This is a genomic window from Nostoc sp. 106C, assembly GCF_002154725.1.
Taxonomy (GTDB): domain Bacteria; phylum Cyanobacteriota; class Cyanobacteriia; order Cyanobacteriales; family Nostocaceae; genus Aulosira.
The window spans coordinates 91709-111137 of sequence record NZ_MTAW01000169.1 but is presented as its reverse complement, the minus strand read 5'-3'; the positions used below and the strand labels follow the sequence as shown (position 1 = coordinate 111137).

General features: G+C 39.7%; 18 protein-coding genes. 12 read left to right on the top strand and 6 right to left on the bottom strand.

Features of this window, described 5'->3' with window-relative positions; translation table 11 throughout:
- Positions 1–177 precede the first annotated feature (177 nt).
- Positions 178–3810, bottom strand: coding sequence for an NB-ARC domain-containing protein (locus tag BV375_RS25845; protein WP_243714053.1), 3633 nt, complete (start codon positions 3808–3810; stop codon positions 178–180).
- A 537-nt stretch (positions 3811–4347) separates the two neighbouring features.
- Here BV375_RS25845 and BV375_RS25840 point away from each other — a divergent pair.
- From BV375_RS25840 to BV375_RS25795, 10 genes are all read left to right on the top strand, one after another.
- Positions 4348–5631: a condensation domain-containing protein gene (locus BV375_RS25840; RefSeq protein ID WP_086765776.1), complete on the top strand. Its 1284-nt coding sequence runs from the start codon at positions 4348–4350 to the stop codon at positions 5629–5631.
- A gap of 141 nt (positions 5632–5772) precedes the next feature.
- Positions 5773–7422: a nuclear transport factor 2 family protein gene (locus tag BV375_RS25835; protein ID WP_086765774.1), complete on the top strand. Its 1650-nt coding sequence runs from the start codon at positions 5773–5775 to the stop codon at positions 7420–7422.
- Positions 7423–8005: 583 nt separating this feature from the next.
- Complete coding sequence (locus BV375_RS25830) at positions 8006–8806, top strand: STM4013/SEN3800 family hydrolase (protein WP_086765772.1); 801 nt, start codon at positions 8006–8008, stop codon at positions 8804–8806.
- Positions 8727–10190 (top strand): STM4012 family radical SAM protein, encoded by a 1464-nt coding sequence (locus BV375_RS25825; RefSeq protein WP_243714052.1) that lies wholly within the window; start codon positions 8727–8729, stop codon positions 10188–10190. Before BV375_RS25830 ends, BV375_RS25825 begins: the two co-directional genes overlap by 80 nt.
- Before the next feature lie 29 nt (positions 10191–10219).
- Positions 10220–11326 (top strand): ankyrin repeat domain-containing protein, encoded by a 1107-nt coding sequence (locus BV375_RS25820; protein WP_086765770.1) that lies wholly within the window; start codon positions 10220–10222, stop codon positions 11324–11326.
- Positions 11327–11416: 90 nt separating this feature from the next.
- On the top strand, positions 11417–12295 hold the full coding sequence (locus BV375_RS25815; RefSeq protein WP_086765768.1) for an STM4011 family radical SAM protein: 879 nt from the start codon (positions 11417–11419) through the stop codon (positions 12293–12295).
- Positions 12285–12830, top strand: coding sequence for an adenylyl-sulfate kinase (gene cysC / locus BV375_RS25810; protein ID WP_086765766.1), 546 nt, complete (start codon positions 12285–12287; stop codon positions 12828–12830). Before BV375_RS25815 ends, cysC begins: the two co-directional genes overlap by 11 nt.
- Positions 12831–13078: 248 nt before the next feature.
- Positions 13079–13765, top strand: a complete 687-nt coding sequence (gene bchM, locus BV375_RS25805; RefSeq protein ID WP_086765764.1) for a magnesium protoporphyrin IX methyltransferase — start codon at positions 13079–13081, stop codon at positions 13763–13765.
- Positions 13766–14211: 446 nt separating this feature from the next.
- On the top strand, positions 14212–14703 hold the full coding sequence (locus BV375_RS25800; RefSeq protein ID WP_086765762.1) for a hypothetical protein: 492 nt from the start codon (positions 14212–14214) through the stop codon (positions 14701–14703).
- Positions 14704–14772: 69 nt separating this feature from the next.
- Positions 14773–15153 carry a DUF423 domain-containing protein gene (locus tag BV375_RS25795; RefSeq protein ID WP_086765760.1) on the top strand — a complete coding sequence of 127 codons (381 nt, stop codon included), beginning with the start codon at positions 14773–14775 and terminating at the stop codon, positions 15151–15153.
- 36 nt (positions 15154–15189) lie between these two features.
- Here the strand turns inward: BV375_RS25795 and BV375_RS25790 are convergent, their stop codons facing one another.
- The 3 genes from BV375_RS25790 to BV375_RS25780 are packed head-to-tail and all read right to left on the bottom strand — an operon-like array spanning position 15190 to position 17390.
- Positions 15190–15942, bottom strand: a complete 753-nt coding sequence (locus BV375_RS25790; RefSeq protein WP_086765758.1) for a nucleotidyltransferase domain-containing protein — start codon at positions 15940–15942, stop codon at positions 15190–15192.
- A 21-nt stretch (positions 15943–15963) separates the two neighbouring features.
- Positions 15964–16542 carry a hypothetical protein gene (locus BV375_RS25785; protein ID WP_086765756.1) on the bottom strand — a complete coding sequence of 193 codons (579 nt, stop codon included), beginning with the start codon at positions 16540–16542 and terminating at the stop codon, positions 15964–15966.
- Positions 16533–17390: a DUF692 domain-containing protein gene (locus BV375_RS25780; RefSeq protein WP_243714051.1), complete on the bottom strand. Its 858-nt coding sequence runs from the start codon at positions 17388–17390 to the stop codon at positions 16533–16535. Before BV375_RS25780 ends, BV375_RS25785 begins: the two co-directional genes overlap by 10 nt.
- Before the next feature lie 30 nt (positions 17391–17420).
- On the opposite strand from BV375_RS25780, the gene BV375_RS25775 reads away from it, so the two are divergent.
- The gene (locus BV375_RS25775; protein ID WP_086765752.1) at positions 17421–17825 is read left to right on the top strand and encodes a hypothetical protein; all 405 of its coding nucleotides are present in this window, start codon (positions 17421–17423) and stop codon (positions 17823–17825) included.
- 6 nt (positions 17826–17831) lie between these two features.
- On the top strand, positions 17832–18257 hold the full coding sequence (locus BV375_RS25770; RefSeq protein WP_086765750.1) for an HNH endonuclease: 426 nt from the start codon (positions 17832–17834) through the stop codon (positions 18255–18257).
- Between the two features lie 15 nt (positions 18258–18272).
- Here the strand turns inward: BV375_RS25770 and BV375_RS38845 are convergent, their stop codons facing one another.
- The gene (locus tag BV375_RS38845) at positions 18273–18404 is read right to left on the bottom strand and encodes a hypothetical protein (protein WP_279432965.1); all 132 of its coding nucleotides are present in this window, start codon (positions 18402–18404) and stop codon (positions 18273–18275) included.
- An 11-nt stretch (positions 18405–18415) separates the two neighbouring features.
- Positions 18416–19366, bottom strand: a complete 951-nt coding sequence (locus tag BV375_RS25765; RefSeq protein WP_086765748.1) for a TIGR04222 domain-containing membrane protein — start codon at positions 19364–19366, stop codon at positions 18416–18418.
- Positions 19367–19429: the final 63 nt, after the last annotated feature.

The following is a 19429-nucleotide window of genomic DNA, read 5'->3' as shown; positions in this document are numbered from 1 at the left end:
TCTCATTAACTCAGCACTGCTGGGTCTTTTTGGATGGCTTAGTCTAAACTCCAGTCAAGGATGGAGACAGCAATAACTTCTCACCTGACCTACACTATCACAGACCGCGGATTTACAGCCGCCCTCAAAGTTAATAGAAATCATCTTTTGGAAAGCATTGGCTATTCATAGATAAGTCTATTGTTCAATCGCTCCTAAAGCTTTCAAAGTTGCTTTTTGGGCTTCGCTTAAACCTGTAACACTAGTAATATTCATCTCTTGGTAGGGTAGGTCAGCTTTGAGGGTTTTCAAACATTCACCCCTATTCCAATCCCAAATTTTAATAGTATCATCAGCGCTACCACTAGCAACGATTTGACCATTGGTATTGAAAGCAACACAACGGATCTGATTTGTGTGACCGTGTAAGGTTACAAGGCATTGACCCGAATTAACATTCCATAGTTTGATTGTGCGGTCAGTACTGCAACTGACAAGTGTTTGATTGTCTGGGCTAAACTTAACTTGAAAAACTTGATTGGTATGCTCTTGTAGAGTTTGCAAACATTGACCTGTACCAGCATCCCACAGTTTAATGGTATGGTCAGCACTGCTACTAGCCAAAGTTTGCCCATCAGGACTGAAAGCAACTGACCAGACCCAGTTAGTATGCCCTTGCAAAACTTTCAGACATTTACCATCATGGATATTCCACAGTCTGATAGTTTTATCAAAGCTGCTACTAGCAAGAGTTTGTCCATTGGGACTAAAGGCGGTTGACCATACGAAACTTGTATGTCCCTGCAAAGTATTAATGCATCTACCGTCATCAATACTCCATATTTTAATAGTTGTGTCAAAACTACCACTGGCAAGAATCTGTTCAACAGGGCTGAAAGCAACTCCTGACACCCAACTTGTATGCCCCTGTAACGTTTTGAGACATTCACGTGTATCTAAAGCCCAGATGCGAATGGTTTGATCGCAACTGCTACTAGCAAGGGTTTGTCCATCGAGACTAAAGGCAACAGATGTTACCCAACTGGTATGCCCCTGTAATGTTTTTAGACATTCACCTGTGTTGATATCCCAAAGCCTTAAAGAATTAGTACTGCCACTAGCAAGGATTTGTTCGTTAGGACTAAAAGCAACAGACCAAATCTGATTGGCATAGCCTTGAAATGTTCTTAAAGCTTGGTTACTTTGCAAATCCCACAGTTTCACAGTGCGATCTTCGCTACCACTCGCCAGGATTTGTCCGTTGGGGTGGAAGGCAACTGACCACACCATGCTGTTGTGTTCCTGCAAAATTTTCACACATTGGCCTGTGTCAGTCTCCCAGAGTCTGACAGTTGCATCTCCACTGCCACTCGCCAGGATTTGTCCGTTGGGGTGAAAGGCGACTGACCACACCATGCTGTCGTGTCCCTGTAAAGTTTTTATACATTGACCCGTATGAGTATCCCAGAACTTAACAGTTTGGTCGTGGCTACCAGTAGCAAGGATCTTACCATCAGAATGAAAGCTAACTGCCCATACCGGACTGGTATGCCCTTCTAAAACTCTCAAAACTTGACCTGTACTGACTTGCCAAAGTCTGATAGTTTGGTCATCACTAGCACTAGCAATTGTTTGGCCATCAGGGCTAAAGGCAACTGTGCGCACTTGATGGTTATGTCCGCAGAGAATTTTCAAACATTGGCCTGTATTGACATCCCATAACCTAACTGTTAAATCGGCACTACCACTAGCAACTATCTGACCATCGCGGCTAAAGGTAACTGACGATACCATCCCCGTATGTCCATGTAAAATCCTTAAGCTTTCACCTGTTTTTACATTCCACAGCCTAACGGTGCGGTCTTCACTGGCGCTAGCGATCGTCTTGCCATCAGGACTGAAGCTAACTGACCAAATCCAAGCTTGATGTTCTTTAAGAGTTAGAAGTGGTTGACCTATCTCTGCTGTCAGTCCCTTACTACCAAGAATTTGCCAGAGGTTAATTTTCCCCGTACCATCTCCGATCGCTAAAATTTCTCCATTCGGGCTAAAGGCTACAGTTGTAGCAACGCTAAAGGCTTGAGTAAAAGTAGATTTAGCTAGATCGGAACGGGCAAAGCTGACACGATGTAAATCTATTCCTTGAAGATCCGCGTGCCAAATTGTTAGATCGGAAAAATCAGAGTTTGTTAAGTCGATTTGCAAATAACGGCAAAGATTGATCAGATTTCCGCCACCATAACCAGATAGTCTGTTTTCTGGCTGTCGTAGTAACTCTGTAATTGCTTGAAGTTGTTGTTTGAGGATGAAAGTTGAGCTAAATACTCTCTTAAATAGTTCAGCAATCGGTTGTAAAATCAGTCGAACTTGACTTGAGCGCACGTAATCTTTGACTGTTGTCTTGATTAAGGCATGGCTGAGGAATAATGAGAGGTTTTTTGTAATTAATTCGTTAACACTCTGCTCAATCAATCGGTCAGTGACGTATTCCATGACCACAGGTTGCTGAGTGTACCTACCAGATTTCTTTTCTAGAAGCGATCGCCCATTTAAAGATTCCAAACCCTCCAAAATTCTGCTTTTGGGTATCGCCCCAACAATGTCTGCTTCTAATTCGGCGATCGTTGTCCACTCGCGATTAATGGCTAACCAGTACATAATGGTTTGCTCTAATGGCGATAGCCTCTCAAACTGTCGATCCAACAGACGCCGAATACCGTTAAAAATAATAGTGTCTTGTTTTTGAAATTCACCGATGTCACCATCAAATAATTCTTGAATTGAGGTGGCAACTATCTTGATGGCTAGAGGACTGTTACCGTAGCGATCGCACAATGTCTGTTTTTGTGCTTCATTCCCCACTAATCTCTTCGCCTGCAATAAGGACTGTGCTACTTCCGGCGAACCTTCCAATTTTAGCGATCGCACTGCTAGGTCTTCACCTTCTAAAGTAGCGATTTCGCTAGGCTTTTCTCGACTGGTCAATATTAGACAACTTTGGTGTTTAGTTTCTCCGACCAAGCGCAGCAGTTCGCTATATCCCTCATAACCTGAGCGATACTGTCCAGCTGGCTGTGCATCCAAAATCGTTTCCAGATTGTCTAAAATCACCAGACAACGCTGACTACGCAAGTATTGAATTAGTATTCCTATATCCGCTTTTGTTTCCTGTTGGTGGGATAAAAACGCTATTAAATCAGTTAACAGAGTTTCTAAAAGGGGTGCGTTACGCAGACTGCGCCAGATAATCAACTCGAACTCTGCTTGCAGAAGTTGAGCTAGCTTCACGCTACAAGCACTTTTACCAATTCCACCCATACCCAAAAGTGCAACCAATCGACATTTGTCTTGCACAATCCACTGTTTGAGAGTTGTAAGTTCACTTTGGCGACCATAGAAAAATGAAACATCAACCGCTTCCCCCCAATCTTGATGCGATTTAGGTAAGTCTTGAGTTTTTATTTCTGAATTTGCAGTCCCAGAGTTAGAATCATCACTTTTTCTCATGCGTTGTTGCGACTGCAATCTTCGCTCTAATGCTGCTTGCAAGTTATTTTTGCTGACTTCCTCCCCTAGTGCTTCTGATAGCACCTTCCAAAGCTTTGGCCCAACATCACGCCTGACATAACTTTCAGAATAACCAGAACTTTGGGCAATCTCTTCGTAAGTCTGCTTTTGCAGCGAACCGACAATAATTGACGTTTCGACATCATTTAGATATCTACCAAAACGCTCAAATAAAGCAGCATTTACAACAGAGACCTTGAGTTCCAGGCTCATCTTTTTACGTTTCACTCCTACTTGGTAATCATACCTGACTTTTCCAGACATTTTTAAACTTATGAGGAGAAAACTTCTGTTCTAGTAAATTTAAATATTAGAAGAAATGAGGTGTTATTAATGGTTCAGCATTATTTTATAAATTTTCTAATTTCAAAAAATATCTGACAATAACTGACTTTTTCCTCTTGCTAATTCCAGACAATTACTGCAATGACACTTACGAATAAACAAAATATATTTATAAGCATCAAGGCGAGCAATGCGTAATTAAAAGCAAGTTGGATTAACAAAACCCATGTTTTCAAATTTATGTACAATAGCGCAACTGCCTTTATACATTTAATCTCATATCAATTCTATGTGAGGTTGCACATTAAGGCCCTCAGGCTAGAAGCCTGAATCTCTAAACTAACAAAGCTGGCAACTCAGGCTAATAATATGCATTTTCATATCGAAATGGTATCAATCAAAGTAATTCGTAATGACAATTAGTGGTAGTTTCAAGCGACCACTAATTGCAGACCGCTAAATTGAACATTTTAATTACGAATTACTAATTACTAATTATATGGAGTTTATTTACTTATGCATCGCCCTCTAAGTACAGGAGAACATAGTTTTTGGTTGTATGACCAAGTGGCACCATTACATTTTGTCGTCAGTGCACAGATAACTGGAGAATTTAGCGTTACTCAATTAGAACAGGCACTTGTTAAGCTTCAGCAACGACATCCATTACTAAGAGTTTGTATTGTTAATGATGCATCTGGACAACCCTGGTTTAAAGAAGATGCAGCTAAAATTCCTTTGCGGGTTGTACAGCGCATGGGAGAGCAAGATTGGCAACGAGTAGTTGAACAAGAACTTTCTCAACCTTTTGATTGGAATCAAGCGCCTCTATTGCGGGTGGTACTTGTCCATTCTCCTGAGGTTTCAGAAATCATTGTTACCACTCAACACTCAATTGGTGATGGTTTATCGTCTGTTTACCTGCTGCGAGATATTTTGCAAGCTGTTGGTACACCCGATAGTGAAATGCAAATTCTACCCCTGCGTCCTGGTTATGAAGAGTTAATTCTGGAGAAGGCTGACAAAATACCTAATCTGCCAAGTCCAGAAAACAATAATAATGATGCGTCACCGTCTGCTGTTAACGATTCTAAGAGTATAAAAGCAGGCAGATTGCCCGAAGATCAAACTGTTCGCTTACTGGCTTGGTCGCTGTCGTCAGAAGAAACTGCTTTACTAATCTCTCGGTGTCGTCAAGAGCAAACTTCTGTTCATGCTGCTATTTGTGCGGCTTTTCTGTTGGCGGTTTCTCAAGATAGCGGTCAAAAGTACAATCTCAAGTGTCTATCGCCTATTGATATCCGTCGCCACCTCGCACCTTTGATTGTAGAGGATTGTGGCTATTATGCTTCGGTGGGAATGACGGCACATGACATTACCCCTGATTTAACATTGTGGGATATTGCGCGATCGCTCAAATCTCAACTTCATGAGCAAATGGCACTGGATAAAATAGCCCAAAAAGTTACTGCAAGCCAAGCTTTCTTAGCTACTAATCCTAGCCCTAGCCAAGTAAAGCAAGCCTTCGATGATGGCTACAGTCATGAGGTTTTGGTTTCTAATCTTGGGCGTTTAAATATTCCTCAACAGTTTGGCAATATCAAACTCCAGGCAATTTACGGGCCTGCTGTAGCAACATACATGAAAAATGAACGCTTCATAGGAGTTGCTACGGTAGGAAACCAAATGTTTTTCACCTGCACCTATTTAGAATCAGAAATTTTATCAGCAGAAGCTGTGCAACTTCAGCAAGCCGCAATGCAACAACTCAATCACTTTAGAGTGGCCATTATTAATTGATTAAAAGACTAAAGTGCTGATTGCGATCGCACCACGACCAAAAAGGCTAAATGACTTTCAACTTGTGTTTGTGGAAATTGCCTTTGCGGATCTGATCGTCAAAGTGGAACAAATTAATTTCAGGAAAGGATAGTTTTTCTAATGAACAGCAAGCATAATCAGCAAAATGGTAAGTCAGGATTAGGACATTACCTACAAGGTGTACAACACTTCGGTCTCACAGTTTATGATTTGCCAAAATCTCTAGAATTTTACCTTGAAGTTTTGGGAGGTAAAGTTGCTATGGGTGGAAATGGATTTTACGGTGAATCTCTGCACAATTTGCTTTTTCAAAAAGAAGAAGTTGAGGCTATTGAAAAAGGGATCGATCCAAAGTCTGTAGGAGTTGCCAACATCAGAGACGGTTTAGATATGGCTTTAGATGTCAGATTTATTTCTTTTGGCAACACAGTAGTTGAAATCATTCATTTCCGAGATGCTAAATTAACATTTGCTGCACCGAATGCTTTTGAAAAAATACCTTCTTCCGTTGGTTATACAAATGCACCGCACATTTCCTTCTATGTGAAAGATGATGTAGATATTGATGTCTTTGCCCAAGAATTAGAAGCAGAATGTCAAAGAAGGGGTTTGACTGAAGTAGTTGTTAACCGCATTATTCGGGCTAAATCGGCAGAAGAAATGAAAAAACTTACCCCCAAATTTGCTAAAACAGATTTTACTGACGATTTTGAGGGGTGGGCATTATTTTACTGCAAAGGGCCTAACGGCGAACAGTTGGAGTTCAATCAAGTTACTCGGCAAGCCAAAGAAAACTTTACTAGAGCAGAGACAGAATATAACCAAGCTAATGGGACAAATTACTGGTTTTTAAATTCCCAAAAGCTAGAATCAAATACTCAGAAAGTATATGGTACATATAGCGCTTCTGTTAATGCTTTATTGGAAACGAAAAATATTATTGAAAGCAAAAATCATCAGGAAGGAAACACAATGACACTAACATACTCACAGACATCCGTGAGTACAAAATCTGAAATTATCCGGCGGATGTTTCAAGCAGGCGAATCGATGAATGTGGAAAACTTCGTCAAGTTCTACACCGAAGATGCCCACTATCAATTCAGCAACTTCCCAGTTGCTTATGGCCCGCAAGGTATTAGAGAATCTTCTGTTGATTTTCTGGCAACCGTTGCCAAGGTTTATCACCACATTAATAATATGTGGGAAGTAGGAGACACAGTTATCTGTGAAATGGATGTTACTTACATTCGCCATGATGGTAAAGTGTTTACACTTCCTTGCTGCGACACAATTGTCTTCAAAGGCGAGAAAGTCCAGGAAGTACGAATTTATATGAATATCGATCCGGTATTCGTCTTTGATAACGATAAAGCCCAGTCTAAAGCTGGTGTCTCTGATGGTTCATTGACCAAAAAACTAGAGAAAATGTATGAAGCTTTGCACGCCGAAAATTGGGAGGAATTTGTAACATTCTTCACTCCCGATTTACTTTACAAAATTGGTGCAAATGACCCCGTAATTGGACCAGAAGCCTGTCGAGATTTGTTAACTCATATATATAAAACTCTCAAACTTACAACTCACAATACACGAGGAATTTGGGAGATTGGCAATACCATTATTTTAGAAATGGATGCTAATTATATTCATAAACTAGACAAACGATTCGTTCAAGTTCCTTGCGTCGATATCTATCGTTTTAATGGCGATAAGATTTACGAATGGCGAGTTTATCCAGATGCCTCTCAGACTGGTATCCGTATTTAAAATTGCTCTGATTTTGATATAGCAGCAGAAAATAAAATCACGAACATTGTCGAGAAATGCACTGATGGTTTTCCTTTGAATCTAACCTACTTACATGGGACAACTTCAAATCAATCTTATTGAAGTAGCATTATTAACAAAACATTTGTAACTTCTCTTGCAGTTTATTTACTGAATGCCTGTTACTGTTATAGCTACTTCGGTCTATCAAGGCAGATAGATGATTTTTGTAATGTTGTGATTTATTAGCACTCATTTTTCCTCGGGGAAATTTGAGTGCTTTTACTGTCTGTGCAAACGCCCAAGAAAAAAGAGGAAGTACGGTTGCTTAAGTAACTTTACTCTCACTAACATTTTACTACTGGTAGATGCTTTCTCAGCTTACTTTTGTGCCAGTCTAGTAAGGTGTATTATATCGCACTCTTAGCACATTGAATTGTTGATGGTGCGCTACTGTGTGTATATTCCGCATTTTTAGGAATTGTAATTAAGAATCAAAAGGTAAAGCGCTATGACAGGTAATAGGCAATAGATTTGTTTGCAAATAATTTAGGACTGCTATAGAACATACTTTTTCATTGCTATGTTTAACATAAATAATATCGTCGCCAACCACGACATCCTATTGATCACCCTAGACACTCTACGCTTTGATGTCGCCAAAAACTTACTTGCACAAGGACGTACTCCTAATTTAGAAAAAGTTCTACCAAAAACAGGTTGGGAAGAACGCCATTCTCCCGGAAATTTCACTTACGCCGCACATCATGCGTTTTTTGCAGGCTTTTTACCCACACCAATAACGCCAGGAATTCACCCTCGTCTTTTTGCATTAGGCTTTGAAGGAAGTACCACCACAACTGAGCAAACTTGTGTGTTAGATAGCTCAAATATTGTTAGTGGATTAGCTGCTAAGGGATATCATACAGTTTGTATTGGGGGAGTTGGTTTTTTTAACAAACGCAATCCTTTAGGTAATGTAATTCCTGCGATGTTTACTGAAAGTTACTGGAGTCCAGAGTTAGGTGTTACTAACTCCAAATCTACAGAAAATCAGGTAAATCTTGCGCGACATATTTTAGAAAAAACGCCAAAAAATCAACGTATATTTTTATTTATAAATATTTCTGCTTTGCATCAACCAAATTACTTCTATCTTTCTGGTGCAAAGGATAAAATCGATACTATTGAATCTCACGCCGCAGCTTTGGAATACGTTGATAGTCAATTAGCTAAACTCTGGGATGCTTTACGACAAAGACATTCTACCTTTTGCATCCTGTGTTCCGACCACGGGACAACCTATGGTGAAGATGGTTACACTGGACATCGACTTAGCCATCCGGTTGTTTGGACTGTTCCCTATGCTGAGTTTATTTTATGAAAACTTACGCAGAGGCGCAGAGTTACAAATTCTTTTAAATCCTATGCTGACAATCCTAAATATCAAATCTAAAATCGCTCAGTCTCCCTATCAAGCATATGTTTATTCTTACCCCCACAAAACAGCCTACCGTCTTTTAACCCCACCTGTATATCTTCCCGAACTTTGGGCGCAGCAAGATAGACAAGCGCTCTTTCTCTACATACACATACCGTTTTGTGAAATGCGTTGTGGTTTTTGCAATTTGTTTACCACAGTCAGCCACAATGAAGATTTTATCAGTCAATATGTCCGCACTGTACAGCGACAGGCACAACGAATGAAAGCGGTGTTGGGTAATGCATCATTTGCTAGGTTGGCTATTGGTGGCGGAACTCCTACCCAATTACCCATTCAGCACTTGGAAACTATTCTCGATATTGCTGAAAATACGATGGGTGCTAGATTACAGGAAATTCCTATTTCTGTAGAAGTTTCACCAGAAACTGCAACTGAGGAGAAATTAAAGCTGTTGCGATCGCACTCTGTTGATCGTGTTAGCATTGGTGTCCAAAGTTTTATCGAGTCGGAAGTCTTAGCCACCCAGCGCCGTCAATCTACTATTCAGGTTGAAGCAACTTTGACAAGGATAAAAGAGACTGGATTTCCGACTTTAAATATTGACCTGATTTACGGTTTACCTGGTCAAACTGTAGAAACTTGGTTGCAATCAATACACACTGCTTTACGCTTTCAACCAGAAGAAATTTATCTGTATCCATTGTATGTGCGACCGTTAACAGGTTTGGGACGCACAGATCAAGAATGGGACGATATTCGTTTAGCTTGTTACCGTCAAGGGCGATCGCTATTATTATCGCAAGGATATACTCAGGTTTCTATGCGGATGTTTCAACGGGTGGAACAGAAACAAGGTAGCAATCTTTCCCCCTCTCCTGTCTACTGCTGTCAAGCTGACGGGATGGTTGGTTTAGGTTGTGGCGCACGTTCTTACACCAATACTCTGCACTATTCCAACGAGTATGCGGTGGGAGCAAAGGGAATTAGTGAGATTTTACAAGCATATATTCAAACACCTGATGAGTTATTTGAATACGCGGATTATGGCTTTCAACTAGATCCAGAAGAACAACGCCGGCGGTATATTCTGTTATCTTTACTTTCTTATGAAGGATTAAATTTGCTTGGTTATCGTCAGCGATTTAATAGTGATGTTTACGCTGATTTTCCAGAATTTTCAGAACTGGTTGCTTTGAATTTAGCGATAAGAGATGAGGATATTTTGCAGTTAACTGAATTTGGTATTGAGCGTTCTGACACTATTGGCGCGTGGTTATTTTCTGAGAAAGTTCAGGAATTAATGCAGGATTATGAGTTGAAATAGTAGATTGTTAAATTACATACAAGTTTGCAATGTTTATTAGTGGAGAAGACTTGAGTGATAAATATTTATATTGGTGGTGTTACTTCGCTATTACTTGGTTAATTCTAGGTATGCTATTAGAGATTTTAACCGATACTCGTGGACGCATACACTACGCAGCAGAAAAAGGAGACATTGAAAAAGTTAGACAACTGTTAGATAAGGGTATAGATCCGAATTTTCGTAAAATGATTCATAGCCCCACACCAATTTATTATGCAGCGACACAAGGACACAGAGAAATCGTAGAAATTTTAATTAACTATGGTGCAGATGTTAATCTAGGGATTGAGGAAGACGATGCTTTTAATCCTCTATTAGCTGCAACAATTAACCAGCATCACGATGTTATAGAAAAACTAATAGAGCATGGCGCATCTGTAGGAATCCATTTAGCAGCTTTTTATGGAAATATAGATATAATCAGAGCTTACTTATCTCAAGGAGGTAATATTCATAAAAGATGTAATTCAGGTTTATCATTACTCCATTTAGCAGCACTTAATGGTCAACGAGAGACTGTAAAATTTTTAATTGAAAATAATGCAAATAATAATGCTCAAGATAGTAAAGGTGAAACTCCAGTACGTAAGGCTATTAGGAGAAATCACTATGCTGTAGTGGAATTTATGATTGATAGAGAAGATTTTATAAATGCTAACGAAAAAAGAGCTTTACTACATTATGCAGCATTTGATAACAGTACAGAAGTTGCAAAATTTTTGATAAAAAGAGGTGCAGATGTGAACGCGCAAATAAATACAGGAACTCCTTTACATCATGCTGCTGCAAACAATAGTAGAGAAGTTGCAGAGCTTTTGATATCAAATGGTGCAGAACTTAATATTTTAGATACTTTTATGGGACAAGCACCATTGCATAGAGCAATTGAATGGGGAAATTTAGAAATAGCAGAGCTGCTTATTATTAATGGAGCAAATATCAATGAAATATCTCGTTCAGGTGAGTCTCCTCTTCACATTGCATTAAGCAAATATAATAATTTTATTTTTAATCAGATACGTCGTAATTTTTATAAAGAAATTATTTGTATGCTGCAAAAATACGGAGCCATAGACTACAACTACGGAGATTGATTTTTATGCAGTGATCTCACAATTTATTGTTTTCATTAAAAATAAAAATGTAATGTTATTAGATTGACGCTTAAAAATTGATAAATTAATATGCACCTCACCATCCTTTATCGTGGTCCTTTAATTAGTTGCAACTACGGCTGTGAATATTGCCCCTTTGCTAAACGCCAACAAACAGCCGCAGAATTAGCAATAGATAAGCAATCTTTAGAACGGTTTTTCAATTGGATTTCCCAACATCACCAACATCAATTCTCAATTCTATTTACTCCTTGGGGAGAAGCCTTAATTCATTCTTCGTATCAGCAAGCGCTTGTAAAATTAACGCATCTACCCAATGTTAATAAAGCTGCAATTCAAACTAATCTCTCTTGTCAGCTAGATTGGGTAGAGGAATGTAATAAAGATAAATTGGCACTTTGGGCTACTTTTCATTCAGAATGGGTGTCACGCGATCGCTTTTTAGTAAAATGCCTCAATTTAGATAACAAAAATGTCAAATTTAGCGTTGGTGTTGTCGGTTTTACGAAGTTTAAAGCAGAAATAGCAGCTTTACGTCAGGAGTTACCAAACCACGTTTATTTATGGATTAATGCTGTGAAGGCAGAACTTCCGAATTTATCACCACAAGACAGAGAATTTTTTCAATCTATTGACCCATTATATGAATTAAATACTCAACATTACCCTAGCTTTGGGCGTTCCTGTCGTGCTGGAGATTCAATGATTTCTGTTGATGGTGACGGTACAATGCGCCGTTGTCATTTTATTAAAGAACCAATTGGTAATATTTATAATTCTGAGTGGGAATCCGCTTTATTTGACCAACCTTGTAGTAACCAAACTTGTCACTGTCATATTGGTTACGTTCATCTTGATTATTTAGAACTGGATAAGGTCTTTGGTTCGGGAATTTTAGAAAGAATTCCTGATAACTGGGTGAATCAAAATTTTAGCAATGCAATATAAATCTCAAGGTTTAACAATTTGGCTCACAGGTTTGAGTGGCGCGGGTAAAACTACTCTTGGTAAAGCAATAGTACAAAAATTGCAAAACCAAAATCAAAAGGTTAGTCTTTTGGATGGCGACAGTCTCCGCCAAACTTTATGCAAAGGATTAGGTTTTAGCAGCAGCGATAGAGAAGAAAATATTCGCAGAATTGGTTATCTTGCTGATAGTCTAACTCGTGAAGGTAAGATTGCGATTGTTTGTGTTATCTCTCCGTACCGAAATCAACGAGAAAAACTCAAACAACAAATCATTCCTTTTATGGAAGTATACGTTAACGCTCCTTTAGCAGTATGCGAACAAAGAGACGTTAAAGGTTTATATAAAAAAGTGCTTTCTGGAGAAATTATAAATTTTACAGGTATTGATGACCCTTATGAATATCCTCTCAATCCCGATGTTGAATGTAAAACGGATTGCGAAACTATTGATGAATGTGTCAACAAAATCCTGACTAAAGCTAGAAATTTAGGCTTTATTAACCTAAGTTGCTAGTACAGAGTGCTGACAGTTGCATAGTTGATACCAATTTATGATGCCGTGAGATAGTACTTTTGCTAGGGTTTCTCAGCTAGGTGACTGAATAGCTGCAATACTTGCCGTAACTCGTTTAGTGAAGAACAAGCGATCGCATTTTAGCTTTGGACTGAGACACATTAAGAAAAATCTGTAAAAACGAGCGTACTTTGTGGTTCCCATCAATGATAATTTTAAGCATTGGGAACCCTTAGAAATCAAACTTTATGAACGCAGCCGACGATAAAACGATTGTTCGTGAGTATTTTAATTCCACAGGGTTTGACCGATGGAAGCGGATTTACGGCGATGGTGAAGTTAACAAAGTCCAGCTAGACATCCGCAACGGACATCAACAAACTGTGGATACAGTCATCGGCTGGTTAAAAGCTGATAACAATTTAGCAACCTTGTCAATCTGCGATGCTGGGTGTGGTGTAGGTAGTCTCAGCATTCCTTTGGCGACAGAAGGTGCTAAAGTCTATGCCAGCGATATTTCCGAAAAAATGGTGACAGAAGGTAAGGAAAGAGCCTTACAAACCTTAGGAAACGCTGATAATCCCACTTTTGCAGTGCAAGATTTAGAATCTTTGAATGGTAGTTACCACACTGTGATTTGCCTGGATGTTCTGATTCACTACCCTCAAGAGAAGGCAGATGAGATGATTTCTCACCTGTGTTCGTTAGCACAGTCACGGCTAATTCTCAGTTTTGCACCTAAAACCTGCGCTTTAACTTTACTCAAGAAAATTGGCAGTTTCTTTCCTGGACCGAGTAAGACAACTCGCGCTTATCTGCACCGCGAAGCTGATGTCATGAAAATTCTCGAAACTAACGGTTTTGCCGTACAACGAAAAGCGATGACTAAGACTCGCTTCTATTTTTCCCGCCTGCTGGAAGCTACACGTATGTGACCAATAATTTCATTACCTACATTTTTGTAATCGTCAAAATATCGTGCTGACCGACATCCCTCTCAGAACTGAAGTTCCGGGCTAATAACCTAAGTCCACTCAAGTGGACTGAAATATGCAGCTGAGTCTACTGAAGTAGACTTTGGCTATTAGCCTTGGAATTCCATTCCGAGGTGGGTTAGCAGCGCAGCTGGGATTGATCGGATGTGGGTAATGACAAGCCTTTAAAAGGCAGGTTTTTTATAAAAGGGTGGTTATAACTCTCATAAGAACGCAAGAATAAGCTTTTTCTCCCTTGTCTTCCTTGTCTCCTCCATCTCCTTCATCCATCTCTACCAAACTTTTATACTTTCTTCACAAAATTATTGCTAGATTTTTGCAATTAACGAAACCTAAGCCAAAGTAAGGTTAGAATCGCAAACAAGGTTCAACTCTGAGATAGAACTATGAAGACTGCTGAAAAATTAGCCGCAGGCTGGCTACTCACACTCGGATTCATGTTTTTAACGCTATCAGTCTCAGCAGGAATTGAGAAACATAATATATTGAAACCCATCCAAACGCCAATAGAAGATGAAGAATCTGTACTAGATTTTCCAAATAAAGAGTATCTTTATCTTCTCGATGCTACTGCTAGACAAGGTCTAATTTTTGGCGTTCCTACTTTAATCTTAGGAGGATGGCTAAGTTTAGGATTGTATCGACAAAGTAAGCAAGAGAAAAAGGCGATAAATCAACAAATGAACGATCGCCTGCAATCGATTTTTTATCAAATGCTACAAGAAAATAAAGGGCGAATGACTCTTGTCGGTTTTGCAATTAAATCTGAACTACCTGCAATCACCGCCAGGCAATATTTAGATGAGAAAGCTAAAGAATTCAATGCCAATTTTAAAGTGAGTGAGGATGGCGCTATATCATATCATTTTGAGATTTAACTTAAATCTCAATTAGCGTTTCATACTTCATAACTCGCTAAATTTTACACCTATTTAAGGCTAGGTCTAATGACGCAGCTTTTTTTAAGCATAGCCGCTGTTTTAGGCGGTTTATCTGTTGCCGCTGGTGCCTTTGCTTCCCATGCTTTACGGGAGAAAATCACTGAGCGATCGCTGGAAATTTTTGAGACTGGCGCTCGTTATCAAATGTACCACGCTCTAGCTCTTTTGCTAGTAGCACTACTGCTTAGTCGCACCGAGTCGCCCCCATCTACCCTAATAGCAAGTGGTTGGCTGTTTATTATTGGTATTGCTATTTTCTCAGGAAGCTTGTATGCCCTTAGCTTAACTGGTGTTAAATCTTTGGGAGCAATTGCACCATTGGGAGGCGCAGCTTTTCTAGCTGGTTGGGGTGCTTTAGCCTTTGCCGCTTGGAGTTTAAAATTTTAAAAGACTTAGGAGTTAGAACTGAAGAGTTAGCTATTTCTAACTCCTAATTCTTAGGCGTAGCAGTAACTCATGTAAAGCCGCCTTCGCTACAGGTACTTCAGGTAGTCGACTGGCTACGTAGGAATCCTGTAAGCGATCGCGCAATCGCTGATATTCTTTTTGATGAAAAGCTATATCAACATCTGATAAATAAGAATGTTCCTCACCTGCTAACTTTTGGGAAATTAAATCAGGAATATATGGTAGATTGAACACTTCATTAAGCTTGATTAAATTAGCTTCGACTACCCCTGTTTGCATTAAATAAATCCCAGTTAATAGTACTCGATAAACATAAAGTAATGGCTTGGCTCGATGTAGCTGTTCTTTTTCAAAAAGTTTCCATTGTGTTGCCGCAAAGCCCAAATAATGGTAACTATGATGACGCGTAATACAATCTTTAGCAATAACTTTTAACTCTTCATACTCTGGTAAATTTTTTAATATTAAAGGTGAATACAATTGCTCTAAAACATAGCCATTCTTTTTGAGCAGTAGCAAAAAGAACTTTTTAATATCGTGAGTTACTAAATCGATTTCTACAGAATCACGAACTTCTGAGAGTTCAATAGTTTCTGACCCAGTATTTAAACCAACTACTTCTTCTATGGGTAAAATATGTACACCACGCAAGTCATAATCAGAATCAATTGACGGAAAGCCATACAAATGAGAACCACTAATACTGGCAAATAAAAGTGGGTAAGGTTGTTGCTGAATAATGGTGTTAATAGCAGCGGGAAGATCCATATTAAGCTAAATTTAAGCAATCTAAGAATCACAACTTTCAGCCCAAAAATATATTCTGACAAAATTGGTACGCGATCGCGGTGAAAAACGCCACCAAATTGCTAGAGTTAATTGGCGTGGAATGTTTTCTCCACTTCCTAGTTTGTCAACGGGATAACGAAACCAGCACACCCGCAAGCAGCGATGAGATTCATAAGCTAACAGCCAGGTTTTTTCGTAGCGTACCAGATTGCTTACCCAATCTGGCTCTATCTCCTCTTGTTGTATGAAACTAGAAAATGCGATCGCATCTTCTCGATGTTTCTTGATACCCTGTGGTAAATGGGTTTCTGCATATCGCCAAAATAAATCATTGAAATTTTTACCTAGCACTCGTGCAGTGCGTGGTAGTAGTTCGCGCACTTCTCCCAACCGCTTCCACTTGAGAGAATTCGCAAAAATATTTACCTGCTGTGCAGAGATTGCAGATAACTGCTGTATTTCAGCTTCACTTAATCCCAACTCTGCGCCAACAGTTTGCGGGTTAGCAAGGAAACGCTGTCTGAATTCACTATTGGTGTAAATTTGCGCTAAAACTTGCTGTGTTTGTGCTAATCCCATCTATGATGACTCCTGCCAATTTGTCTTGCTTGTTGCAGTTCTCGTAGCAATTCTGCAAATAATGGCAAGTTTTCATCTCTTTCTAAAACAATCCCCTTAACTGGAACCTTAGCTAACACTTCATCCATGAGTTGCCAAACCTCGACTGGGGTTGATTGGGAATGGCTGTCAATCAATACACCATCATGCCAATGTCCACCAACAAAATGCAACTGTACTACACGTTCTGTAGGTAATTGTTGAAGAAAGTCATGCACATCATAGCCGTGATTCACAGCGTTAGTATGCAGGTTCGTCACATCTAACAACAACCCACAATCAGCACGTTCTACTACTTCCGCCAAAAACTGAGCTTCTGTCATTTCTGCACCAGGAAGCGTCACCATGTAAGTGATATTTTCCAAAATTAATGGCACATCAATGTAGCGACGCACCTCGGCTATATTGCGACAAACAACTTCCACAGCTTCCTGGGTATAAGGTAGCGGTGATAAATGTCCGATATCAACTCCACCTGCTTTGGTAAAGCAAATATGTTCGCTCCACCAAGGGGGGTTAAGCCGTTTAATTAGCGCTGCTACTTTACTTAAATAATCTCTATCCAAACCTTCAGCACTACCTAATGACAGATTGATAGCATGGGGAATTATCGGGAAATGCGCCGCAAGTATTTCTAATTCCTGCTGTTTTTGCCAAGGTGCATCTAGATAATGTTCGCAAACAATTTCCAGAAAGTCTACTTGCTGACGGTTGAGAAACAAGTCGCTTTTAAATGGTTCGCGAAAACCTAACCCCACGCCTAAAGTCGGGAGATGGGATAATATCATGTCCGGTGCAAGACTTATCATTATAGTTATCAGCTCCTTCATATATTAACTATGCCAGCCGAAACTGTTACCCTTCAAATACCAGAGGTTATTTATCAGCGATTAGTAAATACAGCTCGTGCAACTCATCGATCCCTAGAAGATGTAATACTTCGCGTCTTACAAATAGGTAGTCCCCCTGCATGGGATGACATACCATCAGAGTTTCAAGCAGAAGTTGCCGCCTTGGATAAATTAGATGATGACAGCTTGTGGCAAATAGCTCGTGCAAACAAAACAACGAATGACATGGAGCGGTACAATCTATTGCTTGAGGGCAATTCTAACGGTATTCTGAGTGAGGAGGAACGTTTAGAATTAATGACACTCCGGCATGAAATGGATATTTTTATGTTGTGCAAAGCCCAGGCAACTGTGTTACTTCGCTGGCGAGGGCATAATGTACAAACTCGGTAATAAATAGTGTCTGCATATATTCCTGAAAGTTTAAAAAATCGAATTGTTTTAGCAGAGTCTTCACGGTGTTGTTATTGTTTAACAACTGAAGCTAACAGTGGTATACCAATGACGTATGACCATATTCTACCTGTTTCTAAAAATAGAGAAACAAGTTATGAAAATCTTTGTTTAGCTTGCCGTACATGTAACGAATTTAAAGGGGATACAACCCAAGCTACCGATCCATTATTAGGAGAAAGTACGCCTCTTTTTAATCCTCGTACACAAAAATGGTCTGAACATTTTGTATGGAGTCTTGACGGCACAAGGGTTGAAGGTTTAACTGCTATTGGTAGAGCCACAGTTGCACGTTTACGAATGAATAATCCAGTTATCATTGTTGCTCGTGGACGTTGGGTTATTAGCGGTTGGCATCCACCTAATTACTGATAAGTAGGCGAGCATCTAGAAGTGAGGTACTCGCATATCTACAACTATTTTAGCGATCGCCACCACTACCAATATTGCCACGGCAGCAATTAGCAACTTAATTTTTGGCGCTGCTGTTAGCGAACTGGGAATAGGTTGATTTGACATATTTTTTCTCACTAACCGCCACAACCACCGCCGCAGCCACCACAACCACCACCGCAAGAACTACCGCCACCGCAGGAACTCCCACTACTGCAAGAACTACAGCTAGAACTACTACAAGAACCATTTGACGAGCTGCTTTGCCTGCTACTAGTTCTAGAGTATGTTGGGGGAAAGAATACTTTGTAGTATGAATCGTAGGAAGTGCCAGCTAAAGCTTCAACGCCAAATAATGCTACAACCAAGTTGTATTCAAATGCAGAAGGGATGCTAAATTTTACCTTGGTTTTCGCCTCTGCAAAGGTTTGTTGGAGTTGTTGGAGATAAGCTTGACCTCGCAGACTTAAGCGCGATCGCTTGCTCGCAAACCATAAAATACCGATAATCGATAAGACACTCATAACTATTAAAAAACCTACGTTATGGCGTCCCTTTCCTAAAGCGACGAGCAGCTTATAACTCCCTAAGCTAAAAATAATTGTTGCCGCAATCAAGCCTACTTGAATATTCGATGTTTGCCATTTTTGAGCATATAGCAGTTGCTCGTTGTCTAACTCTTCTTCGTAAATATTGCAGTATGGTTCTACTTTCTCGGCTATTGAATTGATGGATTTTATAGCTGGGGTAGAGGAAAAACTAGAAAAAACTTGCTGTTCTAGAGGCTGTAACTCAGACAGATTATTGTGATTTTGCGCTTGGCTAATTAATTGTTCGGCGATTTGTAAATAACCTCTCTGAATTAAATTCAAAATCGCTACCTTTACCACTTCTACTGTTCCCGAACGCAAGTAAGCAATTTCGTAGGGATCTGGTTCGCTGGGAATTAAGGGTAAAGGTTGGTTTTTTGTGGGATCTTGTATGAGCCACCCACAAACTAACACTGTCAAGATAATGATACTGCCATACAACAGTAGAAAATCCGGCCCGTACATATCTGCAATTGGATTATGTAGCAAGGCATCCATAAAGTTTACTCCTGTTCAGCACACCACTTGCCTTTTTAAGGAATTCAAACTTAATAATTCCCC